This window comes from Phytohabitans sp. LJ34 (genome assembly GCF_052068095.1).
In the GTDB taxonomy this organism is placed as follows: domain Bacteria; phylum Actinomycetota; class Actinomycetes; order Mycobacteriales; family Micromonosporaceae; genus Phytohabitans.
In genome coordinates, this window is record NZ_JBQHDG010000011.1 from 223,599 (window position 1) to 248,748 (window position 25,150).

A 25,150-nucleotide genomic window follows, 5' to 3' on the forward strand; every position below is an offset into this window, starting at 1 on the left:
CGGTGTTGCCAGCGCGTACGCCGTTTTCGATAGGCAGACGATATGTGAGCGGCGAACTACGCGATGGGAAAGTCGAAATACGTGTCCGGGTACGGCTCGTCTTTCAAGGTGTAGTGCCACCACTCGCATTCGTACGGGATGAAGCCGCACGTCTCCATGATGGAGCGGAGGTGTTGCCGGTTCGTCGCTTCGGCCTGGGCGATCCTTTCGGCGCCGTGATGTGAGATCAAATCCATCAGATCATGGTCGCCGCCCATGTGAGCGAGTTCGTCGGTCTCCAAGTGATAGAGGGTCAGGTCGACGGTGCTGCCCCGACTGTGGCCGGACTTGGCGGCCACGTACCCTCTTTCGAACATCTCGGGTCGGTCGATGTTCGGATAGTGTCGTAGCTTCGTCCGGCCATCCTCCGGCTGCTTTGACCAGCGCACAAAGCGATCCACGGCGCGTTGCGGTCGATACCCGTCCCAGAGCAGCAGGCCGAAGCCGAGAGACTCGGCCTTGTCCCGTGCCTTTTCCAGGGCGGTACACAGCGCCCTTGTGCCGACGATGCGATTTGCCAGGTATCCGTCCACCGGTTTGCCGGTGAAGTTGTCCCACGTGGCGTACTTGGCGTCCCAACGTATCCCGGGCACAAGCTCGTCCACGAAAGCGAAGTCATCCCTCATCGAAGTTTTCCTGTCAGTGTCAGCGACACCAACCGGTCGATCACGTCGGTGAGGGGCAGTCCGGCGGCCGCCATCATCCTCGGATAGCGGCTGTACGAGGTCATCCCGGGCATGGTGTTGACCTCGTTGAGGACGACCGTGCCATCCTCCTTGAGGAACATGTCCACCCGCGAGAGCCCCCTGCATCCCAGGGCGCGGTAGATGGCCTTCGCGGTCTCCTGGACGAGGAGGCGCGACTCCGCCGGAATGTCCGCGGGGACGATGGGCGTCGAGTTTTCGGAACCGGTCTCGGGCTCGCTCTCCTGATGGATCCTGAAGAAGCCATGGGACAGGGCGATTCGATCCACCTCGCCGGCGATCAGCTCCAGATCGTTCCCCAGGATGGCGCACCCGACCTCGCTGCCGACGACGGCTTCTTCGATCAGCACCTTCGAGTCGTACCGCCGCGCGGTTTCCAGCGCACTCGACAGCTCTTCCCGGCGAGTTACCTTGCTGACGCCGAAGGACGAACCCGAACGGGCCGGCTTTACGAAGACCGGATAGGTGAGCAGGTCGGGATCGATGCTCTCGTTCGCCGTGACGATCCAGAAGTTCGGCGTGGCGATTCCCGCGTTTCGCGCGACGACGTAGGCGAGGGACTTGTCCATGCACAGGACGGAGCCTTGGACGTCGCAGCCCACGTAGGGGATGCCGGAGAGCTCCAGCAAACCCTGCGTCGCGCCGTCCTCGCCGAGCTTGCCGTGCAGGACGGGCAGCACCAGGTCCAGACTGATCGTTTCGTATTTTCCGTCCTCCAGGACGAGCAGTCCTTGGACGCTTCTGTCCGGTGACAGCACGGCCGGACGGCAGTTGCCGCTCTCCCAATCTGGGCCAGGGCCGTCACAAAGGTTCCAGGCACCGTTCCTCGTAATCCCGATGTAGTACGGTTCGTACTTCTCGGTGTCGAGGCTGCTGGCGACCTCTTGCGCGGATTTGATGGAGATAGGGTGCTCTTCGGAACAGCCCCCGAACATGACCCCGATTTTCAACCTATCCATGCTGGCTTCTGCTCTCAAATCTCAGGCAATTGACGATGGAATTTTCGACGGTGTCGCGCAGGGCGTGGTCTGTGTAGTAGGCGGTGTGCGGACTGATGAGCACATTCGGCAGCTTTTGCAGGCGCAACAGCGCCTTGCTGTCGATGGGCTTGTCTCTACAGTCGGCGTAGAAGATCCCTTCCTCTCCCTCGAGGACGTCCAGCGCCGCACCGCCCAGCTTGCCGCTCTCCAACGCGGAGATGAGCGCCTCGGTGTCGAGAAGGGAACCGCGGCCGGTGTTGACGACGAACGCCCCGCGTTTCATCCGGTCGATCCGCCGGCGGTCCAGGAGATGGTGTGTATCCGCGCTGAGCGGTGTATGGAGCGTGACGATGTCGCTCTGCCGTAGCAGTTCGTCCAGGGAGACGTAGTCCACGGACGCCTTGGGTTGACTGTCGTACGCCAATATTCGGCAGCCGAAACCGCGCAGCCTGTCCATGACCGCGGTGCCGATGCGACCCGTTCCGACGACCCCGACCGTCAGGTCGCGCAGCTCCTTACCGCGCACCTCGTTGAGCCTGTAGTCGTGAACCTCGGCACGGAGCACGATGGACTTCGCGCTGCGCACCGCCATCAGCATCAGCATCAGCGTGTAGTCGGCCACGCTGTCGGGCGAGTAGGACACGTTCTCGACGAAAATGCCGACGCTCCGCGCGTACGTCACGTCGATGTGGTTGTACCCGATGCTTCTCGTGGAGATGTAGGCTACGCCGGCCCGGCTGAGCGCAAGGAGAGTGGAGTTGGTGATTTGAGTCTTGTGACCGACGCTGACGCACCGATTTCCTCGTGCCAGCTCGACGTTGGCCTCGGATACTGCCGCCTCGGTGATCGCCGGCATGATGCCGAAGCGAGGCGCCATCTCCCGAAACAAGACGGCCTCGTCCTGCCCGCATCCATAAATCGTGATCCCCGTTGTCGGGGCGACCGGGGTGGGCGAGGGCGCCAGCGTTCGGGTGCGGCGGACCGCTGTTCGCGCCGGTTCGCTGAAGGGCATGCCCTCCAGTCAAGGCAGCCGCGTGTTGCCGCTACGTATGTGGTTTTCGATATGCCGACGATATGCTACCGGCCGGTAACGGGCTGGCCGCGGTCACGGGCCGCAGTTTGGCGGGCCACCGCTGGGCGTCCTCTTGGCTGGCGAGATGGAGAACCGGTGTAACGGCGGGTGGGGTTGGTGGCAAGAGAAGGTGTGACCGATAACCGAGCCGCCAGTGACCTGGACGTGGAGCGGGTGCGCCACATCGGCAGTGACCGGGAGGCGCTGGAGGAGTTCTACCTGGCCCACTACGCGGATGTGGTCCGCTACTTCGCGCGTCGCCTGCGGGATCCGCACGACGTGGCGGACCTCGTCGCCGACACGTTCATCGCGGCCATGCAGTCCGCCGCGCGGTACGACCCAGGGCGTGGACGGCCGCTGGCGTGGCTGCTCGGCATCGGACACAACACATTGCGCCGCTTCCACCGTCAGCGCGCGGCCGATCGGCAGGCGGTGACCCGGTTCGCCGGACGCCGGCTGCTGGACGCCGAGGACATCGCGGTCCTGGAGGACCAGATCGCCGCCGAGCAGCGGGTACGGCCCGTTCGCGCGCTGTTGGGCGAGCTGTCCAAGACCGAGCGCGAGCTTGTCCAACTGGTCGACGTCACGGGACTGACCCCGAACGAGGCCGCGACCGCGATGGGGATGCTGCCCGGGTTGGCGAGGGTGCGGTTGTTCCGCGCCCGGGCACGGCTGCGCACCGCGTTGCGACTACAGGAGGAACCAGAATGACCAACTTCCAGCAGGCTCTGCTCGACGAACTGCGTTCCCGGGCGGTGGCACCGGCGGGGGAGCCGGCGCCGGTCCGGCGGGTCCGTCCGCGGCTGGCCCTGGGCGGCGTCGCGGTGGGCATGGCCGCCGTCACCGCGGCCGCCGTCAGCGTCGTCCACAAGGGACAGACTCCGGCGTACGCGGTCACCAACGAGCCGGACGGGAGCGTCTCGGTGACCGTGAACCGGGTGAGCAGTCCGGTGGAGGCGAACCGGAAGCTGCGTGACACGGGCAACCGGGTCGTCGTCATGCCGCCCTCGGCCCCCGAAGACTGCCCGGTTTCGGACCGGGGCACGGTGGCACCGGACGGGGTCACCTCGTACATCGTCATGCCGGAGCCGAACGACAACATCGCGCGGGTCTACCCGCACAAGCTGCCGCCGAACACCCTGGTCGTGGTCATCCCGAGCAAGCGTGAGCCGGGTCAGCCGCCCAACGCGGTGGCGATCCCGTACCTCGCACCCGGACCGAAATGTGTGGTGGACCCCTACGCCGGCTGAGCGTCGGCGGGACGGGTGTGGGGGATGAGGGCGAGCAGCTGGATCGCGGCGAGCCCGTACTGCGCCGCGTCGTTGGTGCGCACGAACGCGGCCTCGTCGACCGGCATCAGCACCTGGGCGCCGTCGATCCGGGTCAGCGTCCACTCCGGCTGGCGTTGCAGGGCGTTGCTGTTGAGCTGGTCGCCCTCGTCGAGGGCGAACTTTCGCCAGGCGAGTGCGGCCAGGTCGGCGTCGCCGGTGCGCGCCGCGGCGTACGCGGCGAGGCGGCTGTGTGCCTGGACGAGTGAGATGCCCGTGAGCGCCTGCCCCACCTCGGACTCCTGCCGCTCCGGCGGTGCCAGGTAGAGGCGGCAGTAGTCAAGCCAGGCCCGCTCGAACTCCGGCAGGTCGAGGTCGAGGTCGATGAGCTCGGCAATGACCTCCGGGAGGCCGAAGACGGCCGACAGGTGCGAGACGCTGACGCCGTCCAATGTGGTGTCGAAGCGGCCCGTCGCCAGGTCGAGCCGGGCCTGGCCGGTGAGGAAGCCGTGCCGCAGCTTGCCGATGTCGGCCATCGTGCCGAGCAGCCGGTCGCGTGCCCGGGTGTCGCCGTGCCGCTCCCACCGGGTGAGCCAGGCGGCGGCGAGGGATCCCCAGTCGGTGCCGAGGCTGACCGACAGGGCGCTCGGGTCGGGCACGTAGGCGTCCGTGCGGATCTTGCGATGTGGGTCGACGACCACGAACGTCTCTTCCGGTGAGGCGAGCTCGTCGAGCAGGTCACCGGTCCGCTCGTCGGCGGTCAGGTAGTAGTAGAACCGCCGGTAGACCGCGTTGGAGATGCGCAGCTGCTTGCAGCTGCACCCCCAGTGCTGCACGTTGTGCCGGGAGCCGAGGCCTTTCCAGCGGCCGAGGTGGTAGACGTCGACCTCGCCGGTGTGCCGGGTCATCGCCTCGGCGAAGCGGAAGACGTCGGCCCGGCCGGTGCGCAGGTACTGGTACCACAGCCACAGATCGGGGGAGAGCTCCGAGTTGTCCCAGGCGTATCCGCCGACGTCGTAGCGCCAGGTGTGCCGGTCGGGGTCGTACTCGTGCATGACGTCGCCGTAGTCCCAGAACCCGTACCAGCGGCGTTGTTCGCGTTGGCGTACGTAGTAATCGAACAGGAAGTCCAGGCGCTCCTCGACGTCCTTGTGGCGCGCGTCGGGCAGGCTCCAGCTGCCGAAGACGTTCGCGGCCCGCAGATGCTCGGGCGAGGCGGTCAGCAGCCCGGGGGAGCTGAGCATCGAGGCGTGCTCGGCGAGCTCCTCATTGGACGGTGTCGCGTCGTGGACCCGCAGGCTCAGCTCGTGTGTCCGCGCGATCCCGTGCGGGGTACCGTAGCCGGGCTCGTAGTCCTCGTAAGTTATCTCGAGGCCCTCGAGCTGCTTGGCGAAGGTGTCCTGGCCCATGCCGTCGTGCCAGTAGCGCAGATCCATGGCCGGGGCGGTCGGCGACCACATCCACACCGTCGCCGTCGCCAGGCCGGTCGCCGCCCCGCGGATGTCGAGCCGGGTCGGATGCAGCTTCCAGAAGTCGCGAAGGCCGAACCCGAGACCGCCTCCGGTCGCGCCACCGACGTATCCGTATCCCGCCGACCGGGTACCCGACGGGATGGTGACCCAGGCGTGGCCGGGCGCCGTCCGCTTGCGTAGCAGGAAGCCGTCGGCGCTGGTCTGGTCGAGGGTGTAGTCGTTCCACTGTGGAATCAGATGCAGCCGCCCGGAGACGGCGGGATCGGCGATGTCGCCGACCGCGTGGCCGGCGACCTGCCGGCGCCGCACGGCAGCGCCCGGGTCGCGGCGCAGACCGGTCAGGCCGCGGACCGCCTCGGTGAGGAATCCCTCCGGTCCGGCGAGCCGGACGTGCCGGTCGTGCGGGTCGTCGCGCATCACCACGTCGGCGCTCAGCCCGAGCCCGGCGAGGAAGTCCCGCTCGGGATCGCCGTCCCAGACGAAGGTGTGCACGACGCGTACGTCCGGGGCGCCGGCGTAGAAGTACAACCGGACGCTGAACGGCAACCAGCCGCCGTGGTGTCCTTCCAGCCGTACGACGGCACGCACCGGACCGTCCTGCTCGACCGTGATCCGCTCGACCTCGGCGGTGATCTGGTGGCGGTTGCGGGAACCGTCTTCGTCGGGCCGGTGCTGCCGCAGGCTCACCAGCCGCGCCGCCCGCACGACCTGCCGGCCGCCGTACTCGATCGACGCGATCAGGTGCGGGCGGCGCAGCGTCCACGTCACCGGCCCGGTGCCGACCCGGAGCTCGTCGTCCGACGCCACCACCGTGACCGGCTCGGCGGGTGGGTCCGGGGCGCGTCCGGCCACCACCTCGTACGACGCGGCGGGGTCCTGCTGCCGGCCGATCGCGTGCGCCGACCACTTGACCGAGCCGTCCGGCCAGGTGGCCGCGGTCCAGCTTTGCAGCGGCGTGCCGTCGGCCAGCGCGAACGGGGTATCCGCGGCGACCGTGCCGCGGAGCCAAGGCAGTCCCCAGGTGACGCCCTGCCGCCTGGGACCGTCGAGCCAACCCAGGCGGGTCACTCCTTCACCGATCCAATGAGGACACCCTTGGCGAAGTGCTTTTGCAGGAACGGGTACACCAGCAGGATCGGCACCGTCGCCAGCACGATGACGGCGAACTTCAGGCCCTGTAGCGGGAAGGCCGCGGAAGCCTGCTGGTTCAACACGTTCTCCGAGTCCGAGTTGGGCGCGGTGAGCTGGCGGACCAGCACCTGGAGCGTCCACTTGTTCTCGTCGTTGATGTAGAGCAGCGGCGACATGTAGTCGTTCCAGATCGCGACCGCGTAGAACAGCGAGAACGTCGCGATGACCGGCTTGGACAGCGGCAGCACGATCCGCCAGAAGACCTGGAGCTCGTTGCAGCCGTCGATCCGCGCCGCCTCCTCGAGCGCCTCCGGCAGCTCCTGGAAGAACGCCTTGACGATGAGGAGGTAGAACGGGTTGATGGCCAGCGGCAGGATCAGCGCCCAGTAGCTGTCGAGCAGCCCGACCTCGCGCACCACCAGGTAGGTCGGGATCATGCCGCCGGTGAAGATCAGCGTAAAGAGGACCAGGTTGATGAAGAAGGTGCGGCCCGGCAGGTTCCGCTTCGACAGCGGGTACGCCATCGTGAGCGTGAGCGCCACCTGGACCACCGTGCCGACGGCGGTCACGCCGATGGTGGTGAGCAGCGCGCGGATGAACACGTCGCCCGAGAACATGAATTCGTACGCGTCGGTGACGAACTTCTCCGGCCACAGGAAGAACGGCCGGGCGTCGATCTCGGATTCGGAGGCGAACGAGCCCGCGAAGACGTAGAGCAGCGGCAGCACGGTGATGGCCGCGAGCGACAGCAGGACGAGGACGTTCAGGACGTCGAAGACCCGGCTGCCGAGCGAGTCGTAGTGCCGCACCGATGAGCGCTTGCCGGTTGCCTTGCGGGCGACCTTGTCGAGTGCCATGTCAGTCGCCTCTCAGTACAGTCCGCGCTCGCCGAGGCGCTTGGCCAGCCAGTTCGAGCCGACGATCAGGAACACACCGACCACGCCCTTGAAGAGGCCGACCGCGGTGGAGTAGCTGAAGGCACCCTGCGTGATGCCGACGTAGTACACGAACGTGTCGAAGACGTCCGCGGTCGAGCGGTTGAGCGAGGTCGTCATCAGCCAGATCTGTTCGAACCCGCTGTCCAGCAGGTTGCCCGAGGTCAGGATGGCCATCACCACGATCGCCGGCCGGATCGCGGGCAGCGTGATGTGCCAGAGCTGGCGCCAGCGTCCGGCGCCGTCGACCCGGGCCGCCTCGTACAGTTGTGTGTCTACACTGGCCAGTGCGGCCAGGTAGATGATCGTCCCCCAGCCGGTCTGCTTCCACAGCAGCTGGAGCACGATGATCGGCCGAAACCAGTCGGCCTGGGCCACGTAGTCCGCCTTCTGGCCGCCGATGATGTCGTGGATGAGGTTGGCGAGCACACCGAAGTCGGCCGAGAACAGCAGGTAGGTCAGCGACGCCACGATCGTCCACGACAGGAAGTGCGGGATGTAGATCAGCGACTGGACCGAGCGCTTTACGATCCGGACGCGCAGCTCGTTCAGCATGAGCGCCACCACGATCGGCGCGGGGAAGACGAAGACCACGGTGAGCAGCGCCAGGATCAGCGTGTTGGCCATCAGGCGGCCGAAGTCCGGGCCGCCGAAGAACGACTCGAAGTGCTTCAGGCCGACCCACGGGCTGTCCGCGTACCCGAGAAACGGCACGTAGTCCTTGAAGGCGATGTGCAGCCCGTACATCGGCCAGTACTTGAAGATCAGGAAGTACACCACGCCGGGCAGCAGCATCAGGTACAGCCACCGGTTGCGCGCGACAAGCGCGAGGCGGCGGCCCGGCGACCTCCGGACCCGTACGCGCGGGGCTCGTGGCCGCGTGGTCTTCGGCGTTTCCGGCGCCACGCCGGGGACCAGATCGGTGGCCACAGCGGCCACCTCCTATCGAAGGCGGGAAGGGGGCCCGGTCTGGTGACCGGGCCCCTTTCGAAAACCGTTACTTGGGAAGCTTGGACACCAGATCGTTGACCTCCTGCGCGACCTGGGTGCCGCCGCTGTCGTACCAGCGCTTGACCTCGGCCCGCAGCTGCTCCTCGGTGATCTCGCCGGACAGGTACTTGATCCGCGCGTCCGGGACGATCAGGTCGAGCGTCTGGCCCTTCTCGATCTGCGTCGGTGCGAGGACGGGCAGCGCCGGGTTGTGCACCGCCGTCTTGAGGTCCTCCTGCATCAGCGTGTCCCGCAGCTCGAACAGCTTCGTCTCCTGCTCGGTGGGGAACTTGGTCGGGAAGAGGCTGCCCCCGACGCTGTACCGGGTGCCGAGCTGGATGAAGGCCTTGTCCACGTCGTTCTGGAGCGTCTTGACCTGGGGGTCGTCCTGGTTGATCAACACGGCCTTGCCGTCTTCGAGGTTGTAGTTACGGCCCTGGATGCCGTGGGTCAGCAGCGCGCCGCCCGTCTTGTCCTGGAGCTTGTCCAGCGCCTTCAGGACGTCATCCAGCTGCTCCTCGGTCCGGATCCGCTGCTTGCTGATGGCGAGGACGTCGAGGTACCCGGTGAACGCGAGGGAGAACTTCTGGCCGTCGGACCGCTTCATGTTGCCCACCATGGCGACCTTGTCCATGTCCTTCGGGTCGGCCTGCCGGAACCGGCCGGCCAGGTCGGTGCCGCGGACGTTGACGTCGATGATGATGCCGCCCTTGCCCTGGATGAACGGGTCGTTCCAGCTGCCCGCGTCCAGCGTGGCGAAGTCCTTGTTGACCAGGCCCTCGTCGACCCACTTCTTCATGAACCGGTTGGCCTGGTAGAACTCCTCGGTGTCGAAGCCGGGCACGAGCTTGCCGCCCCGCTCACCCCAGCCGTTGGGCGCGCCGAACCAGGTCTCCATCGTGTCGTACGGGCTGTTGCTGGCGTAGAAGCCGGGCCACTTCGGGATGATCAGGCCGTACGTGTCCTTCTTGCCGTTGCCGTCCGGGTCCCGCTCGGTGAACGCCTTGGCCATCTGGTACAGGTCGTCGACCGTCTGCGGCTCCGATAGACCAAGTTTCGCCGCCCAGTCCTTGCGGTACACGACGGCCGACCGCAGCAGCGGCCGGGTCCGGTAGATGCCGTAGATCTTGCCGTTGACCGAGGAGTTGAGCGCCCGCCGCTCGTCGGCCGGCTTGAGGTTGGGGTACTTGTCGAGCTTGTCGGTCAGGTCCCAGAAGGCACCGGCCTGGGCGGCCCGGACGAACGTCGGGCTCTTCTCGTTCACCCCCATCACATCGGGGAGGCTGTTGGACGCGAGCGTGACGTTGAGCTTTTCGTTGTAGTCCGCGTTGGGCACCCAGGTGATGTTGAGCTTCTTGCCGATGTGCTGCTCGACGGCCTTTTGCAGCTCGCCGCCCGGATCGGGTGCCGTGCCGAACAGCTTGGTCATCACGTTGATCGTGTCGAGTGAGGAGGCCTTCTCCTCCTCGCCACCGCAGGCGGTGCCGGCCATGGCGGTGCTCAGCGCGAGCGCGGTGGCAACGATCCGGGTCTTTATCGTCATGAGAGTCCTTTCGCTTGTAGACGCGCCTCGTTTTCGGCGAAGAAGCGCAGGCATAGCCAGGTGTCCAGCTGGATCCACCCGCCGATGGCGATCACCAGCACCAGGAACGGGAACGTCGCGGACGCGTACACGACCGCGGTGAAGATGAACAGCAACAGGACGGTCGCGGCCGGACGGGTGAGGGCGAACAGCGAGGCCTTGGGGAAGTAGCCGAGTGTCCGCAGGTCGAAGTGCACGGCCATGGGCAGCAGGTACGCCGCGACCACGACCACGGCGACGATCGCCGCGAAGGTGGCCAGCCGGAACCCCGTGCCCGCCGATCCGAGCGAGGCGAAGTAGAAGTAGTTGACGACCAGAAGGACGGTCGTCCCGGCCAGGGGCAGGACGATCAGAGACCCGCGCCCGAACTCGCGACGGTAGGCGGCGGCGAACGCCGGCCAGGACTGAAATGTTTCACCTCGTGCGCGCCGCCGGGCGAGCGTGTAGGCCGCCAGCGTGGCCGGCCCGATCCCCAGGACCACCCCGCCCGCCAGCGTGAACACCAGCCAGAGCAGGTTGAGCTTGGCCGCCCAGACGACCTCGTCCGTGGCCTCGTAGAGTCTTGTCGCCCAACCGGTCGCGCTCGCCGCGCGTGGTGGGTCGGATGGCGAAAACATGGAAGACGGAGCTCGACGCTGCACGCTGGCCTGCCTTGGGGCGAGCGGGGGTTACGGATCCAAATGTGTGAGCGACCGTAGCCCTGAATCGTCTCAATGTCAACGCCAGGAAAGGCCTTGCCTCAAGGGCTTCAGGGGACTACCTTCCGTTGTAGCCGGGCTTCGTCGCGGTGCGCTGACGCGCGGCGTCGGGCGTTTCGCGGCCAGCCGGTCAGTGCTCGGTCACGCGAAGGTTGGCGTATTCGCCGATCATCGGCGCCATCTGCCGAAAGCCGAGCTTGCCGCCGGAGAGCGGCTGGTCGTCCTGCCATCGAAACGACACGAGATCCGCCACCTCGAAGGTGATCACGCCACTGTGGACGGTGAGGCGCAACGGGTACGGTCCCTGCGCGTCCAGCACCGCGGGCAGCGGGTCGGGCCCCTGCGCGACAAGGTGGAAGCCGTAGCTCTTGCGCAGGTTGCAGGTGTGCAGCCGGCGTTCCGACGGCCACATCCGGCGAAAGTACGACACGTGGTAGGCGTCCAGGTCGCCGTGGTGGTACTGCTCGTACCGCCCGGTGCGCGGCGCCAGATCGAAAAGATCCTCGCCCTGCCGCCCGCGCGCGTGGAAGAAAACGATGCACAGGCCGGGCTCCCGGATCGGCCAGAAGTCCCACTCCACCGTGACGTCGGCGCCGAAGTCCCGCGGACACCACAGCACCACGTTGGCGTCCTGGCCGTCCCCCGGCGGGCGCAGGCTCTCCAGCCTCAGCCGTCCGCGCGGGAACGACACGGCGCCGTCACCCTCCAGCCGGAACGCCGCCAGGTCGTCCGGAGAGCTCAACGGGTTGACGTAGGGCATCGGCGTCGACTCCTCACCGTTGTCGCGTGGTCCCGCGCGCGACGAGCTCGGGCTTGAACAGCATCTGTCGATGTACGTGATCCGGGTTGGTCGCCTCGTCGATGAGCAGCTCGGCCGCGGTGCGCCCGAGCTCCCGCCGAGGCTGGCGCACCGACGTGAGGGGGACCGTCGCGGCGGCCGCGAAATCGATGTCGTCGTAGCCGACGATGGCGAGGTCGTCGGGCACGCGGATCCCGAGCGTGGCGCACGCCTGGAGCAGGCCCAGCGCCAGCAGGTCGTTGGCGCACACCACCGCGGTGGGGCGCACCTTGCGGGACATGCCGGCGATCCGGGCACCCGCACCGCGGCCCTCCGCGACGGACAGCGCGTCGGTCCGTACCACCACGAGGTCCTCGCCCGTGTACCCGGCGGCGGTCAGCGCCCGCCACGCGCCCTCCCGCCGGTCCCGAACCTGTCCGATCCGCTCCGGACCGCCGACGAACGCGATCCGGTCGTGGCCGAGGTCGAGCAGGTGGTCGACCGCGAGATGCCCGCCGAGGACGTTGTCGACCGCCACCGAGCAGTGCATGTCGCCGGCGCGGGTGCGGTCGACGATGACCACGGGTGTGCCGCGCCGGGCGAGGTCGTCCAGCAGGGGATCCTCGGGATCCACGGGCGTCACGAGTACGCCCTGCACCCGCTGGCCCTCCAGCCGGGTCAGGTAGGACCGCTCGCGCTGTCCACGCTGGTCGCTGTTGCACAGGAACACCGACAGGTCGGCCTCCTCGGCCACGTCTTCGACCCCGCGCGCCACGTCGGTGAAGAACGGGTTGCTCGCGTCGAGCATCACGTACGCGAGCACCCGGCTCTTGCCGACGCGGAGCTGGCGGGCCGACTCGTTGCGTACGAAGCCGAGCTCACGCATGGCCTGCTCGACCCTCGCCCGGGTGCCCGCACTCACCCGCTCGGGACGGTTGAGGACGTTGGACACGGTCGCCATCGACACGCCCGCCGTCGCCGCGACGTCCTTGACGCTCGCGGAGCGCGCGGCGCCTCCGGCGGCCGCCAACACCATGCCGTCGCTCCTCGGTCCTGACCGGGTCGTGACCCCGCGCGTGAAACGTAACAGCGCGCGCGAGTATGGCTGCGGACCCGCAACGGAGGCGGCTGACTGGCAGCGCCCGGACCTCCTGTGCCACACCCGCTTCGGCGTGAACATGCGGGCGCAGCGGATCCTACGCGGCGATTGAAACAATTCACAAGAGCGGGCGAACGCTCGCCCGCGGATCGACCGGCATCAGCCCAGCTGGTCGCGGCGGCGAATCAGGGCGGCGGTCTCGGCGGTGTTGCCGGCCAACTCGATGGCTTTGTCGTACGCCGCGCGCGACTGCTGACCGCGGCCCAACCGGCGCAGCAGGTCGGCGCGGGTCGCGTGGAAGGCGTGATAGCCGGCCAACTTTTCCCCGAGCCGGTCGACGGCCGCCAGCGCCACCTCCGGCCCGTCGAGCTCGGCGACCGCGATGGCCCGGTTGAGGGCGACGATCGGCGAGCGGTCGAGGCGGACGAGCTGGTCGTAGAGGGCGACGATCTGCGACCAGTCGGTGTCGCGGATGTCGCGGGCGGAGGTGTGCACGGCGTTGATCGCGGCGAGGATCTGGTAGCGGCCCGGCGCCACCCCGGTCGCCAGGCGCTCGCGTACCAGCCGGTGACCCTCGGCGATCAGCGTCCCGTCCCAGGCCCCGCGGTCCTGCTGGTCGAGGGTGACGAGCTCGCCGCTGGCCGATACCCGGGCGGTGCGGCGGGCCTCGGTGAGCAGCATCAGCGCCAGCAGCCCGGCCACCTCACCGTCGTCCGGCAGGAGGGCGCGGACCAGGCGGGTGAGCCGGATCGCCTCGGCGGTCAGGTCGTGCCGGACCGGATCGGCGTCCGGGCTGGTCGCCAGGTATCCCTCGTTGAAGACCAGGTAGAGCACGGCGAGCACACCGGAGACGCGGGCCGGGAGATCGTCCGCGGAGGGCACCCGGAACGGGATGCGCGCCGCCTTGATCTTGGCTTTCGCGCGGGTGATGCGCTGCCCCATGGCGGTCTCCTGCACCAGGAAGGCGCGGGCGATTTCGGCCACGGTCAAACCGCCGAGCATGCGCAGGGTCAGCGCCACGCGGGTCTCCATCGCCAGCGCCGGGTGGCAGCAGATGAAGATCAGCCGGAGCCGCTCGTCGTCGACCGCGCCGAGAGGCTCGACGGGGTCGTCGTCGTACAGCATCTGAGCCTCCTTCTGCTTGTCGTCGCGCTTGTTTTCGCGCCGGATCCGGTCGATGGCCTTGCGGTTGGCGGTGGTGGTCAGCCAGGCGCCGGGATTGGGCGGCACCCCGTCGGCCGGCCACCGCTCGACGGCGGTCGCGAACGCCTCGGCCGCCGCCTCCTCGGCGATGTCGAGGTCACCGAAACGCCTGGTCAGGGCGGCTACCACCCGCGCCCACTCCGCGTGGTGGGCACGGGTGATCGCCTCCTGGACGTCGATCACGCTCACTCGCCCGGAAACGGCCGCGTCGCGATCCCCAGGAACGGCCGCACTTCGACCCTCCGGTTGCACGCCTTCGACCCTTCGGCCGCGAGCTTGAGCGCCACGTCGAGGTCGGGGGCCTCCATGACCCAGAAGCCGGCGAGGTGCTCCTTCGACTCCACGAAGGGTCCGTCGGTGAACAGCGCCTCCTCGCCCCGGTTGTCGATGACGGTGGCGGTGCTGGGTGAGTTGAGGCCGCCGGCGAACACCCAGTGCCCTTCGGCCATGATCCGTTCGTTGAACGCGTCGATGGCGGCCCTCTCCTCGGGCGTGGCCGAGTTGGTCCTGTCGTCGATTACGGAAACCATGTAGTGCATCTCGAAATCATCTCCTGTGGGGTTTGTGCGCCGGCCGCGGTCAGGCGGTCGCGTATCGCGGGCGGCCGGTGGGCCGGTAGACCTGGAACGTGAGCCCCTTCGAGGTGCTCCGCAGGTCGACAAGGTCGAGCGCCGTGTCCGGGCCATTCTCGGGGAACAGCCGCGTGCCCTGCCCGATGACCATGGGATAGGTGAGCAGGACGATCTCGTCGACCAGGCGGTTGTCGAGCAGCCACCGGATCAGGGCGCCGCTGCCGTGTACCTGGAGCTCCCCGCCGGGCTTGGCTTTCAGGTCGCCGACGGCGGCCGCGAGGTCACCGGAGAGGACGGTCGTGTCCGCCCACCGCGGGTCGGTCAGGGTGGTCGACGTGACGTACTTGGGCTTCGTGTTCAACGCCGTCCAGATCGGGCTGTCGCCCGGATCGTCCCACGTTCCCCAGGATCCGGCGAAGATCTCGTACGTCCGCCGGCCGAACAGGAACGCGTCGGCGCGCTCGTAGACCTGGTTGAGAAACGTCGCGGCCTCGCCGTCGTCCTCGAAGAACGGCAAGGCCCATCCGCCGCGCTCGAACCCGCCGCTGCGGTCCTCGTCCGGCCCGCCGAGCCCCTGGATCACCCCGTCGAGAGAGACGTTCGTGACGGTCGTCAGTTTCATGGTCGATCATCTCCTGTGGTTTGCGGCGCCCCCGCGGGCGGCCTCTCACCCTTGCCACGAACGCCCCCGCCTCGATCCGACACCACCGCCGGAATTTTTCGTCTTGACCCTGACGCGCGACAGGCCCGCAGAATCGACATCGTGGACGACGATCACATGGACGACCAATCCGGGCGGTGGCAGATCGGGCGGTTCGCCGAGCTCGTCGGCCTGAGCATCCCCCAACTGCGCCGCTACGACCGGCTGCGGCTGCTCGAACCCGACGGCCGCGAAGCGCGGTCCGGCTACCGTTACTACACGCGCGGCCAGACCGGCGCCGCCCGGGCGATCGCCTTACTTCGATCGTTGGACATGCCCATCGCCGACATCCGCCAGATCCTGGCCGGCACCGGCGACGCCGAACGGCGCCAGCTGTTTCGCGACCACCGCGCGCGGCTGGAAGCCCGCCTTGACGAAGTCCGCCGCCTACTCGCGGCGGTGGACACCCTCACGCAGGAGGACACCATGCATGCCGACGCGCAGACCGAGATGACCGCCTGGCTGCATCTCATGCCCCGGCTTCCGGTCACCGACATCGACCGCTCGATCGCCTACTACCAGGAGGCACTCGGCTTTCGCCTCGCGTGGCGTACCACCGACGGCACCCTCGCCGCCCTGTCCAGCGGTGACATCGAGATGCTGCTGCTCGTCCCCTGGCGCGGCGACTCGCCCCCGCCCGCGCAGTCCGCCTACGTGTACGTCGAGGATCCGGACGCCCTGTGCGCGGAGTACCAGCAGGCCGGCGCCGACGTCGTCGACCCGGTGGCCTCCCGCCCCTACGGCATGCGGGACTTCGTCGTGCGCGACCCGGACGGGCACCGCTTCACCCTCGGCCGCGGCGAAGAGCGCCTGCGCGAGGTCGCCGGCCACTACGGCCTCACCCCCGAGACGATCGCCGTCGACCCCTGGCTGCCGCGTCCTCGGACCTGAGGATGACGCGGGCGACCTCGCCGATCGACGTCGCGGATCTTGGCCGGCATGAAGGCGGGTGGCCGTTCCGGCGGGAGGGCGATGCGGGGAGCCCTTGGTACACGTCACCTAGGTCGGCATGCCTGCTTCGGCGAGCAGGTCGGCGGCGAACACCTCGTCGCGGATCGCCTGCTCGACCACCAGTTCGGCCAGCTGGTCGGGCGTGAGCCGGCGCGCCGCCTCGGTGTAGAGGGTGCGTTCCGCGTCGTCGGGGTCGGGGTTGGGTGGTGTCGCGGACGCCGAAAGGTGGACGCATTCGGCGACGGCCGCCAACATGACCGCGGCCGCGTGGGCGCACAGGTCCTCGCCCGTGTCGGGGCAGGCGCACCGGCCGGTCAGGGCGCCGTCCACGATCCCGACCCAGGGGCGCAGGCTGCCTACCGGGTCGTGCACCGGTGCCTGGACTCCGCCGCCGACGGGCTCGAGCTCACCGATCCGGTCATCGTCCCGCAGCCGCTGGGCGGCTTGCTCCACGCCGGGTGGGATGGACTCACGAAAGGCCTCGACATCAATGCGAACCGCCACGCGGGCACCCTACCGGCCGCGCTCCGGCAGATTTCCCCCGCCCGTGTCAGCTGGAGACCGTATGCTCCCGCGGGGACCGCTCCCGGCCGGCGGCTCGCGGGGCGAGCCGAAATCCCCGGCCGTCCACTGCCAGGTCCGCGGGACAAGCCCCGAAGGGGTTCTTCGTGGGGCCTATCTCCGCCATCCTGACGCAGTGTCACCAGCTCATGGGTCGAGACTTCGAGATCTCGGAGAGTTGGGGTTGAAAATAGCGCCCTAGCTTTCCGAGATCTGGAATCTCGCGCCGCTCACCTCGCCGCGGCGGTTACCGGCGGCGACGAAAATCCGCAGCTTTCCCAGAGCGCCGATCCGGGAGCAGACATTGTGGACAAACAGTGACCGTCGCGCGGCCCAATAGGGGTGAGCGCGACCAGCGGCGGACGGGTGAGGCCGCGGGAGCGGCGGTCTGGACCACGACGGACGTCGCGGTAGCTCAAATCTTTGTCCTAAAAGGAACTTAGCGCCCGGCCACCTCGACTCCGAAAGGTCTCTAGACGAGGGTCCATCACGGAGGCGCTGACATGTCCGGGCGTCTCCTGCTCGTCTGCCGGCTCCTGGTGCGGGACCTGCGCCGCCGCCGGACCGAGACCGTCCTGCTTCTGACCGCCATCGCCGCCGCCACCGCCACGCTGACCCTCGGCCTGACCCTCGACGAGATCGCCAACCGGCCGTATCAGCAGACCCCGGCCGCCAGCGCGGGCCCGGACGTGATCGTGACACCGCTGACGACGAGCGCGGCGGCCTGGTCTGGGTCGACCGGGGCGACATCGCCACACTGGCGGGCGGGCAGCCGCGTTCGTACACGCTCAACCTCAAGCTCACGGACCCCGGCGGCCAGCGCCGAGTCGCGACGCGGCGCCCGGTCGTGGACACACTCCGGTCCGCACCGACCTGACGGCTAGCCGCTCGCGCCGGCTACGACCTTCGCCTCGGTCAGGTCCGTGGTGTCGGTGGACCGGCCGAGCCACACCACCGGCGCCGGATCGGGCACCTCGATGGGCTTGAAGCCCATGTTGTCGTAGTACTTCAGCCCGCCGGGATTGTGTGCCGACACGCACGCGTGCACGCCGGGCACACCGGCGGCGTTCAGCGCGTCGAGGTAGGTCAACATGAGTTCCCGGCCCAGACCCAACCGGTGGTACTCCGGTGCGAGGTCGATGTGCAGATGGGACGGATAGTCCTCGATCCCTGGCATGACCATGCGCGGGTACGAGTTGAAGTGCAGGCAGTAGACCCACATCTCGTCCCAGGTTTTGGGCGACTCGATCGGCTGCGGGTACTTGCGACCGATCTCCGGAGCCCACTCGTCGCGGAACCAGGTCGCAAACCTCACCGTGTCCGCGCAGCCGACGATGTAGCCGACCGCCCGGCCGCCCTCCTCGACGACAAAGCACAGATCGGGGTCGTGGACCGTGTACGGCACCAGGAAGATGTCGGGCAACAGGTCCGGGAACTCCGTCATCGGGGTGGAGTCCTGCCCCGAGTTCGCGGTACGCACGCAGATACGACGCGTCTCGTCAAGGTCCAAATCGTTGTGCAGGCGAATCGTAGCCATAGCCCCTCATCACTTCGACGGACATCGACGGAAATCCTGCCACGCGCGGCGACGGCTCCGCTCGAGGGGCGCTGGAATACCGCAAGAGGCACGCCTGCCGGATCGGCGTCAGTGAACCGTCAGGATGACGAAAGACGTCCGTGAGCGCGCGTGCCTAACGTAAAGCGTCCGGGATTCGGGTCGGTGCGGTTCATGGGGGGATGGCGTGCCAGGTTGGCGCATGTGGGCGCTCATGCTGCTGCCCATTGTCATTTCCCTGATCGTGCTGGCCATCCGCCGCGGCGGGCTCCGCGCGCTCCAATCGATCCGGCTGCGCGGCCTCTCCCTGATCTGGGGCGCGGCGGCCGTGCAGTTCGTTCGGATCTCGGATCCGGCCTGGGCGTCCGCGGTCCTGCGGCCGGGCGACGGCGTGCTGCCGGTGGTGCTGATCTGGCTGCTCGGCATCGCCTTCGTCGCCGTCAATCTTCGCTCCCCGTCGGAAAACGTCCGGCCCGGTCTGGGCATCTTCGCGCTCGGATTCACCCTCAACACCGCGACCATCGCATTGAACGGCGGCATGCCGCTCTCGGCATGGGCTGCCCGCAAGGCCGGATTTTCCGAGCGGGCGATAGCGGCGTCGAACGAGATATCCGCGGAGACCATGTTCCCGATTTTCGCGGACGTCATTCCCGTCCCCGCGCTGCGGATAGTGCTGAGCCTGGGAGACCTCTTGATGTTCGCCGGAATCTGCTGGCTCATCATCGCGCTGGCGAGGCGCGACGCGCCCGCCCGGTCCACGTCCCAACCGGCGCCGAGTTTGTAAATCACGTTCGATGGAAGGAGGTGTACATGCTGACGAGTCTGTTGTCGGAGCGCCCATTGGCGCGACGGATCTGGTTCGCCGCCGCGTCGATCGCAACCCTGGCGGTCGCCATCTATGTTTTGGCCGCACCACAAACCGAGTCGATGTAAATGTCGCGCGCCTGGCTCAGGCGGTATGCCGGGGCCAGGCGCGTACCTCAGGGGTCGTCAGCTGAGCTGTTCGGCTAGTCCGACGACGATGCCCTCCGGGCCGCGGACGTAGCAGAGCCGGTAGATGTCCTCGTACCGCGCTACCTCGCCGACGAGTTCGGCGCCGTGGGAGCGCAGGCGGGCGACGACGGCGTCGATGTCGTCGACGGCGAACATGACGCGACGAATGCCCAACGTGTTCGCCGGCGCGTCCTTCGGCTCGGGGCGGATCGCCTTCGGCGTGTGGAACATGGCCAGCTCGATCCGGCCGTTGCCGTCCGGGGTCCGCAGCATCGCGACCTCCTGGCGTACGTCGCTGATCCCGATGACCGCCTCCACCCAGGCTCCCTCGATTGGTCCCTTGCCTTCCAGTTCCATGCCGAGCTCGACGAAGAAGGAAATAACCGCGTCGAGGTCTTCGACAACGATGAGGACGTTGTCCATCCGATGGATCGTCATGGTGGGTCTCCTCGGTGTGTACGGCCCGGTGGCGCACGTCTGCTGCTGAGACGGAGCCGCCAGGCCGTTCTCGACGTCTTTTGTTCCGGAAGCTTCGAGCCAGTACGGCTCTTCAGTTCAGGGCAGCACGCGGTAGGTCACGTGCGTGACCAGGCTCGTCGCCCGTGCGCTGACCTGCTCGAGCGTCAGCGGCGGCACGCCGTCGAACAGCCGGGTGCCGGCGCCGAGCGTGAGCGGCGCGATGTGCAGCCGCAGCTCGTCGATCAGCCCGGCGGCGAGGTACTGGTTGATGGTGGTCGCGCCGCCCATGATCGCGACATCGCCGTCGCCGGCCGCCGCGCGGGCCTGTGCCAGGGCCGACTCGATGCCGTCGGTGACGAAGTGGTACGTGGTGCCGCCGTCCATCGGCTGCGGGTCGCGCGCGTGGTGGGTGAGCACGAACACCGGCGCGTGGTACGGCGGCTCGTCGCCCCACCAGCCGTTCCACTGCCGGTCCCACTCGCCGCGCACCGGGCCGAACATGTTGCGGCCCATGATGAACGCCTTGGCGGCCAGCATCTGGTCGATCTCGGCCTGGTTCTCCTCGGCGGCCTCGGTGAACCAGGCGTGCAGCTTGTCGCCCCAGCCGTCGCCGCTGTCGTCGCCGAACGGGCGCTCCTCGGTCTGGTTGAGCCCGGCCGTGTACCCGTCGGCCGACATCGTGATACCGCTGATTACCTTGCCCATTGCTCTGTCCTCCTCGTATGACTTTCGTCGGGTGAATGCCGAACTTGGTCAGTAGCGCGCCGCGACGGTCGCCGGCTGCGGCATCACGCGCGTCCGGCGGGTCCGCTCGCGAGTGACCGGGAGCGATCCCGTGCGGCCCTGAGCCCTGGCGTGGCGGATGCCGTCGATCGTGAACACCGTAAGCGCCAGCCAGATGAGCGCGAAGCCTGCCAGGCGGGCCGGTGGCATGGGCTCGCGGAAGATCAGCACACCACAGCCCAGTTGCAGGGTCGGCGTGATGTACTGGAGCATCCCCATCCCGGTCAGCGGGATCCGGTTCGTCGCGCCGGCGAAGAACAGCAGCGGGATCGCGGTGACCAGGCCGGCCGCCACCAGCAGGGCGGTGTGGCCGGGCGAGATCGCCGCGAACGTCGCCTCCGACCGCCACACGAGCCAGCCCAGGTGCCCCAGCGCCGGCAGGGCCAGCACGGCGGCCTCCACGAAGAGCCCCTGCGCCGCGGGCAGACCCAGCCGCTTCTTGAGCAGCCCGTACGTGGCGAAGGTCAGGGCCAGCGTCAACGCGATGTACGGGATCCGCCCGTAGTTGACGGTGAGCACGACGACCGCCACGCCGCCGATCCCGACCGCGGTCCACTGGGCGGCCCGTAGCCGCTCGTTGAGGACGCCGACGCCCAGCAGCACGACGACCAGCGGGTTGATGAAGTAGCCCAACGCCGTCTCCACCACGCGGTCGGTGTTGACGCCGTAGATGTAGGTACCCCAGTTGACCGCGAGGATGCCGGCGGCCGCCGCGACGCCGCCCAGCGTGGCGGGACGGCGGACGAGCTGCCACAGCGGGCGCCAGCCCCGCACCGCGATCAACACCACGGCGAGGACCGCCACGGACCAGACGACCCGGTGCGCCAGCACCTCGACCGGACCCGTGGGACGCAGAAGCTTGATGTAGAGGGGCATGAAGCCCCACAGCGAGTACGCGCCGATGCCGTACAGGTAGCCGAGGCGCTGCTGGCTCATGGCATCTCCTAGAGGTTCCGGGCCAAGTTCGGTAGAACTCAGCATGGATCAGATGCCGTATGACGTCTAATGCCAATTCTGAGTAGTACACATTGCTATCCTTAATGAATGCTGAACCTGGTTCACCTCAAGGTCCTGGCCGCGGTGGCCCGACACGGGTCGGTGACCGAAGCGGCAAAGGAGCTGCACTACTCCCAGCCGTCGGTGAGTCACCACCTGGCCCGCCTCGAAGAGGCCACCGGTGTCAACCTCGTCCAGCGGATCGGCCGCGGGATCCGGTTGACACCAGAAGGGCGGCTGCTGGCCCATCGAGCCGCCGAGATCGTGGGACGGGTCGACGCGGCGACCAACGAGCTGGCCGCACAGGTCGGTCTCCAGTCGGGACGGGTCCGGCTGGCCGCCAACGCCTCGGCGCTGAGCACGATCGTGCCCAAGACGGTCGCCGCGCTGGCTGAGGCGTACCCGGGGATCGAGCTGAGCCTGGTCGACCGCCACCCGGTCGAGGCGCTGCAAATGCTGCGGCACGGCGAGATCGACGTCGCCCTCGTCTTCCGCCACGCCGACACCCCGGCCGAAGACGAGGGATTCCGCCTCGTCCACATCGGCGACGACCCGATCTACCTCATCAGCCGGCGCCCCGACGACAGCCTGACCAACCATCGCCACTCCGCCTGGATCGGCGGTTGCGAGCGGTGCCAGGCGGAGCTCGTCACCGTATGCCGTCGGGAAGACTTCACCCCACGCATCGCCTCACTCAGCGACGACATGGTCGTCGTGCAGTCGCTGGTCGCCGCCGGCATGGGCGTCGCCACGCTGCCCGGCCTCGCACTCCAAGCGCATCGCCGGCCCGACATCCACGCCACCAAACTCGCCGGCTTCCAGCGCCGGATCTACGCCGCCACCTACGGCGACCCACCCGACCCGCCGGCCGTCGCCGCGGTGCTGGCCGCACTCACCGAAGCCGCCACGCCGCCGGCGGATGGGAAATAGCGTGGCTCGCGGTGGCCCGGGCGGCTAGGTTGCCGGGCGTGAGCAGGATTCTTTCGGTCAACCTGGCGGTGCCAGAGCCCAACCCGGCCAAGGGCGTGGGCATCACGGGCATCAACAAGCAGCCGGTCGACCACCTGGTCACCGTGCGCGCGCCAGGCCCCAAGACGACCGGGTTGCACAGCGGCCTGGTCGGCGACCAGATCTTCGACATCGCGCACCATGGCGGCGACGACCAGGCCGTGTACGCGTACGCGCGGGAAGACTACGACTGGTGGCAGGCGCGGCTCAGCCGCCGGCTGGCCAACGGGCTCTTCGGCGAAAACCTGACGACCGAGGATCTCGACGTCAACGGCGCGGTCATCGGTGAGCGGTGGCGCATCGGGCCGCGGCTGGTCCTACAGCCGACCTTCGGTCGCATCCCGTGCGCCACGTTCCAGCACAAGATGGGCGAGCCGCGCTGGGTGAAGACCTTCACCCGGGCGAACCGTCCGGGTGCGTACCTGCGCGTGCTGGAGCCGGGCGAGGTGTGGGCCGGTGATCCGGTGACCGTGGAGGACCGCCCGGCGCACGGGGTGACGATCGCGACGGCCTTCCGGGCGTACATGACCGAGCCGGAGCTGCTGCCCGAGCTGGTCGAGATCGACGGGCTGCCCGACGATCTGCGCGACACCCTCGCGGAGCGGTTGCCCCAGCGGCGGTAGCGCGCGCCCGGACGCCTTTCACTCCCGGCGCACCGGGTCGGCGCGGACGGACGTGTGCTCGTCGGCCGCGAAGGCCTGGGTGGCGGCCCAGCCGGCGAGGAGGGCCATCTTGTCGGCTGACGGGCTGCCTTCCTGGACGGTGTACGTGCAGATCATCAAGCCCGGCTCGCCGGGCATGTCGAACGCGTCGAAGGTGACATCGATCTCGCCGACCTCGGGATGGCGGTAGACCTTCTGCCCGTGGCGGTGCTCGTGTACGTGATGGTCGGCCCAGTCTTCGCGGAACTGCGGGCTGAGGGTGGACAGTTCCCCGACGAGCGCGGTGATGTCGCTGTTGAGCGGGTCTCGGCCGGCTTGCAGGCGCAGCATCGCGGCGTTCATCCGCCTGGCCAGCGGCCAGTCGACGAAATACTCCTTGGCGCGCGGGTCGAGGAAGATGAACCGGCACATGTTCGGCTTTTCGGCCTCGAACGGCGGCGAAAACAGGGCACGGCCCATGAGGTTCGAGGCGACGAGGTCCTGCCGCGGATTGAACACCACGGCGGGCACCGCCAGATTGTCCAGGACCCGCTGCACCGAGGGGCGCACCGTCCGGGCGGCCGGCGCCGGCTTGCTGGGTGCGGGGCGGGCCAGGTCGAACAGGTACTCGCGTTCGACGTCGTCGAGTCGCAACGCCCGAGCGATCGCGTTGAGCACGCTTTCCGAGGCGCCGCGGATGTTGCCGCGTTCCAGGCGGGTGTAGTAGTCGAGGCTGACGCCGGCGAGCATGGCGACCTCTTCGCGGCGCAGCCCCGGGACCCGCCGTTCCCCGCCGTAGTCGGGGAGGCCGGCCTGCTCGGGCGTCACGTGCGCGCGGCGGGAGATCAGGAACTCCCGCACGTCGTCTTTGTGGCTCACAGCTTCACCTCGCCGCCTCGACGATAGATCCATCCGGCGTCAGAGCGTGAGCAGCACCTTGACGGCGCGCCGCTCGTCCATGGCCTTGTACCCTTCCGCGGCCTGCTCCAGCGGCAGGGTCAGGTCGAAGACCTTGCCCGGGTCGATCTCGCGGTCCCAGATCAGCTGGATCAGCTCGGGCAGGAACCGGCGCACCGGGGCCGGGCCGCCGTGCACGTGGACGCCCGAGAAGAACACCGCGGGGCCGGGAATCGAGACCTCGTAGTTGACGCCGACGATGCCGATGTGCCCGGCCGGCCGGGTGGCGCCGATCGCCTGCATGGTCGACTCCTGGGTGCCGACCGCCTCGATCACCGAATGCGCCCCGAGCCCGCCGGTGAGTTCCTTGATCTTCGCCACGCCCGCGTCGCCACGCTCGGTGACGATGTCCGTCGCGCCGTACTCCAGGGCCCGTTTCTGCCGCTGGGGGTGGCGCGACATCGCGATGATCCGCTCCGCGCCCAGCTGCTTGGCGGCCAGGACGCCCATCAGGCCGACCGCGCCGTCGCCGACGACCGCGACCGTCTTGCCCGGCCCGACCTCGGCGGCCACGGCGCCGAACCAGCCGGTGCCCAGCACGTCCGAGGCGGCCAGCAACGACGGGATCAGCTCCGGGTCCGGCTGTCCCGGCGTGGCGACCAGGGCGCCGTCCGCGTACGGGATCCGGGCCTTCTCGGCCTGGGTGCCGATCGTCTGCGACACGAACTGGCGGTTCGGGCACTGCGACGGGTACCCGGCGCGGCAGATCTCGCAGGTGCCGTCGCCGATGGCGAACGAGCCGACGACGAAGTCGCCAACTTCGAGGGTCCGCACCCGCGCGCCGACCTCCTCGACCACGCCCACGTACTCGTGGCCCATGACCTGATGGTCAGCCGGCTCGATCCCGCGGTACGGCCACAGGTCAGACCCGCAGATGCAGGTCGCGGTCAACCGGATGATCGCGTCGGTCGGCTCGACGATCTTCGGGTCGTCGCGCTCCTCCACCCGCACGTCACCGGCGGTGTACATCACCACTCCACGCATGAACCTATCGAACCTCGGTGGCCGGTCCCACTGGGAGGG

The 25,150-nt window shown here is 68.4% G+C and carries 28 protein-coding genes; 8 read left to right on the forward strand and 20 right to left on the reverse strand.

Translation table 11 applies throughout. The features are described from left to right. Positions 1-56: 56 nt before the first annotated feature. Genes vanX through vanH form a run of 3 tightly spaced genes read right to left on the reverse strand, consistent with a single transcriptional unit; the run spans position 57 to position 2,735 of the window. Positions 57-665 carry a D-Ala-D-Ala dipeptidase VanX gene (gene vanX, locus ACTMTJ_RS21115; protein WP_441219118.1) on the reverse strand — a complete coding sequence of 203 codons (609 nt, stop codon included), beginning with the start codon at positions 663-665 and terminating at the stop codon, positions 57-59. Then, positions 662-1,702 (reverse strand): D-alanine--(R)-lactate ligase VanA-Sc, encoded by a 1,041-nt coding sequence (gene vanA-Sc / locus ACTMTJ_RS21120; RefSeq protein ID WP_441219120.1) that lies wholly within the window; start codon positions 1,700-1,702, stop codon positions 662-664. The genes vanX and vanA-Sc overlap by 4 nt, the downstream gene beginning before the upstream one ends. Then, positions 1,695-2,735, reverse strand: a complete 1,041-nt coding sequence (gene vanH / locus ACTMTJ_RS21125) for a D-lactate dehydrogenase VanH (protein ID WP_441219121.1) — start codon at positions 2,733-2,735, stop codon at positions 1,695-1,697. The genes vanA-Sc and vanH overlap by 8 nt, the downstream gene beginning before the upstream one ends. A 192-nt stretch (positions 2,736-2,927) precedes the next feature. Between vanH and ACTMTJ_RS21130 the strand changes: the two genes are divergently transcribed. Continuing rightward, the gene (locus ACTMTJ_RS21130; RefSeq protein ID WP_441219123.1) at positions 2,928-3,506 is read left to right on the forward strand and encodes an RNA polymerase sigma factor; all 579 of its coding nucleotides are present in this window, start codon (positions 2,928-2,930) and stop codon (positions 3,504-3,506) included. Further along, the gene (locus ACTMTJ_RS21135; RefSeq protein WP_441219125.1) at positions 3,503-4,045 is read left to right on the forward strand and encodes a hypothetical protein; all 543 of its coding nucleotides are present in this window, start codon (positions 3,503-3,505) and stop codon (positions 4,043-4,045) included. The genes ACTMTJ_RS21130 and ACTMTJ_RS21135 overlap by 4 nt, the downstream gene beginning before the upstream one ends. On the opposite strand, the gene ACTMTJ_RS21140 is transcribed toward ACTMTJ_RS21135, so the two are convergent. The 10 genes from ACTMTJ_RS21140 to ACTMTJ_RS21185 form a co-directional block, all read right to left on the reverse strand. Further along, positions 4,033-6,603, reverse strand: coding sequence for an exo-rhamnogalacturonan lyase family protein (locus ACTMTJ_RS21140; protein WP_441219127.1), 2,571 nt, complete (start codon positions 6,601-6,603; stop codon positions 4,033-4,035). The genes ACTMTJ_RS21135 and ACTMTJ_RS21140 overlap by 13 nt on opposite strands. Further along, the gene (locus tag ACTMTJ_RS21145) at positions 6,600-7,523 is read right to left on the reverse strand and encodes a carbohydrate ABC transporter permease (protein ID WP_441219129.1); all 924 of its coding nucleotides are present in this window, start codon (positions 7,521-7,523) and stop codon (positions 6,600-6,602) included. The genes ACTMTJ_RS21140 and ACTMTJ_RS21145 overlap by 4 nt, the downstream gene beginning before the upstream one ends. 12 nt (positions 7,524-7,535) lie before the next feature. Then, positions 7,536-8,531: an ABC transporter permease gene (locus ACTMTJ_RS21150; protein ID WP_441219130.1), complete on the reverse strand. Its 996-nt coding sequence runs from the start codon at positions 8,529-8,531 to the stop codon at positions 7,536-7,538. A 67-nt stretch (positions 8,532-8,598) separates the two neighbouring features. Further along, entirely contained in the window at positions 8,599-10,134 is a 1,536-nt protein-coding gene (locus ACTMTJ_RS21155; protein ID WP_441219132.1) for an extracellular solute-binding protein, read from the reverse strand. Continuing rightward, on the reverse strand, positions 10,131-10,790 hold the full coding sequence (locus tag ACTMTJ_RS21160; protein ID WP_441219134.1) for a YesL family protein: 660 nt from the start codon (positions 10,788-10,790) through the stop codon (positions 10,131-10,133). The genes ACTMTJ_RS21155 and ACTMTJ_RS21160 overlap by 4 nt, the downstream gene beginning before the upstream one ends. Before the next feature lie 211 nt (positions 10,791-11,001). Continuing rightward, a complete protein-coding gene (locus ACTMTJ_RS21165) occupies positions 11,002-11,631 on the reverse strand; it encodes a DUF1961 family protein (protein ID WP_441219136.1) in 630 nt (209 codons plus the stop codon). Between the two features lie 13 nt (positions 11,632-11,644). Continuing rightward, positions 11,645-12,685, reverse strand: coding sequence for a LacI family DNA-binding transcriptional regulator (locus ACTMTJ_RS21170; protein ID WP_441219138.1), 1,041 nt, complete (start codon positions 12,683-12,685; stop codon positions 11,645-11,647). 222 nt (positions 12,686-12,907) lie between these two features. Beyond that, on the reverse strand, positions 12,908-14,134 hold the full coding sequence (locus ACTMTJ_RS21175) for an RNA polymerase sigma factor (protein ID WP_441219140.1): 1,227 nt from the start codon (positions 14,132-14,134) through the stop codon (positions 12,908-12,910). A 2-nt stretch (positions 14,135-14,136) separates the two neighbouring features. Further along, on the reverse strand, positions 14,137-14,490 hold the full coding sequence (locus ACTMTJ_RS21180; protein WP_441219142.1) for a YciI family protein: 354 nt from the start codon (positions 14,488-14,490) through the stop codon (positions 14,137-14,139). A gap of 40 nt (positions 14,491-14,530) precedes the next feature. Beyond that, positions 14,531-15,145 (reverse strand): dihydrofolate reductase family protein, encoded by a 615-nt coding sequence (locus ACTMTJ_RS21185; RefSeq protein WP_441219144.1) that lies wholly within the window; start codon positions 15,143-15,145, stop codon positions 14,531-14,533. A gap of 141 nt (positions 15,146-15,286) precedes the next feature. On the opposite strand from ACTMTJ_RS21185, the gene ACTMTJ_RS21190 reads away from it, so the two are divergent. Beyond that, the gene (locus ACTMTJ_RS21190) at positions 15,287-16,114 is read left to right on the forward strand and encodes a VOC family protein (protein WP_441219146.1); all 828 of its coding nucleotides are present in this window, start codon (positions 15,287-15,289) and stop codon (positions 16,112-16,114) included. A gap of 108 nt (positions 16,115-16,222) precedes the next feature. Here the strand turns inward: ACTMTJ_RS21190 and ACTMTJ_RS21195 are convergent, their stop codons facing one another. Continuing rightward, complete coding sequence (locus ACTMTJ_RS21195; protein WP_441219148.1) at positions 16,223-16,678, reverse strand: hypothetical protein; 456 nt, start codon at positions 16,676-16,678, stop codon at positions 16,223-16,225. A 560-nt stretch (positions 16,679-17,238) separates the two neighbouring features. On the opposite strand from ACTMTJ_RS21195, the gene ACTMTJ_RS21200 reads away from it, so the two are divergent. Continuing rightward, positions 17,239-17,619, forward strand: a complete 381-nt coding sequence (locus ACTMTJ_RS21200) for a hypothetical protein (RefSeq protein WP_441219149.1) — start codon at positions 17,239-17,241, stop codon at positions 17,617-17,619. Here the strand turns inward: ACTMTJ_RS21200 and ACTMTJ_RS21205 are convergent. Next, positions 17,616-18,272: a GNAT family N-acetyltransferase gene (locus tag ACTMTJ_RS21205; RefSeq protein WP_441219151.1), complete on the reverse strand. Its 657-nt coding sequence runs from the start codon at positions 18,270-18,272 to the stop codon at positions 17,616-17,618. The genes ACTMTJ_RS21200 and ACTMTJ_RS21205 overlap by 4 nt on opposite strands. Positions 18,273-18,492: 220 nt before the next feature. Between ACTMTJ_RS21205 and ACTMTJ_RS21210 the strand changes: the two genes are divergently transcribed. Beyond that, positions 18,493-19,074 carry a DUF5317 family protein gene (locus tag ACTMTJ_RS21210; RefSeq protein WP_441219153.1) on the forward strand — a complete coding sequence of 194 codons (582 nt, stop codon included), beginning with the start codon at positions 18,493-18,495 and terminating at the stop codon, positions 19,072-19,074. A 26-nt stretch (positions 19,075-19,100) separates the two neighbouring features. Then, positions 19,101-19,223 carry a hypothetical protein gene (locus ACTMTJ_RS21215; RefSeq protein WP_441219155.1) on the forward strand — a complete coding sequence of 41 codons (123 nt, stop codon included), beginning with the start codon at positions 19,101-19,103 and terminating at the stop codon, positions 19,221-19,223. Between the two features lie 57 nt (positions 19,224-19,280). Here ACTMTJ_RS21215 and ACTMTJ_RS21220 read toward each other — a convergent pair whose 3' ends face one another. From ACTMTJ_RS21220 to rarD, 3 genes are all read right to left on the reverse strand, one after another. Beyond that, a complete protein-coding gene (locus tag ACTMTJ_RS21220; protein ID WP_441219157.1) occupies positions 19,281-19,721 on the reverse strand; it encodes a VOC family protein in 441 nt (146 codons plus the stop codon). A 117-nt stretch (positions 19,722-19,838) separates the two neighbouring features. After that, entirely contained in the window at positions 19,839-20,447 is a 609-nt protein-coding gene (locus ACTMTJ_RS21225; RefSeq protein WP_441219159.1) for a dihydrofolate reductase family protein, read from the reverse strand. Between the two features lie 48 nt (positions 20,448-20,495). Then, positions 20,496-21,461 (reverse strand): EamA family transporter RarD, encoded by a 966-nt coding sequence (rarD, locus tag ACTMTJ_RS21230; RefSeq protein WP_441219161.1) that lies wholly within the window; start codon positions 21,459-21,461, stop codon positions 20,496-20,498. A gap of 108 nt (positions 21,462-21,569) precedes the next feature. Between rarD and ACTMTJ_RS21235 the strand changes: the two genes are divergently transcribed. Continuing rightward, a complete protein-coding gene (locus tag ACTMTJ_RS21235) occupies positions 21,570-22,451 on the forward strand; it encodes a LysR family transcriptional regulator (protein WP_441219163.1) in 882 nt (293 codons plus the stop codon). A 38-nt stretch (positions 22,452-22,489) separates the two neighbouring features. After that, the gene (locus tag ACTMTJ_RS21240; RefSeq protein ID WP_441219165.1) at positions 22,490-23,152 is read left to right on the forward strand and encodes an MOSC domain-containing protein; all 663 of its coding nucleotides are present in this window, start codon (positions 22,490-22,492) and stop codon (positions 23,150-23,152) included. A gap of 18 nt (positions 23,153-23,170) precedes the next feature. Here the strand turns inward: ACTMTJ_RS21240 and ACTMTJ_RS21245 are convergent, their stop codons facing one another. Next, positions 23,171-24,049 (reverse strand): helix-turn-helix transcriptional regulator, encoded by an 879-nt coding sequence (locus tag ACTMTJ_RS21245; protein ID WP_441219167.1) that lies wholly within the window; start codon positions 24,047-24,049, stop codon positions 23,171-23,173. A 39-nt stretch (positions 24,050-24,088) separates the two neighbouring features. Further along, a complete protein-coding gene (locus ACTMTJ_RS21250) occupies positions 24,089-25,111 on the reverse strand; it encodes a zinc-dependent alcohol dehydrogenase family protein (protein ID WP_441219169.1) in 1,023 nt (340 codons plus the stop codon). Between the last annotated feature and the right edge of the window lie 39 nt (positions 25,112-25,150).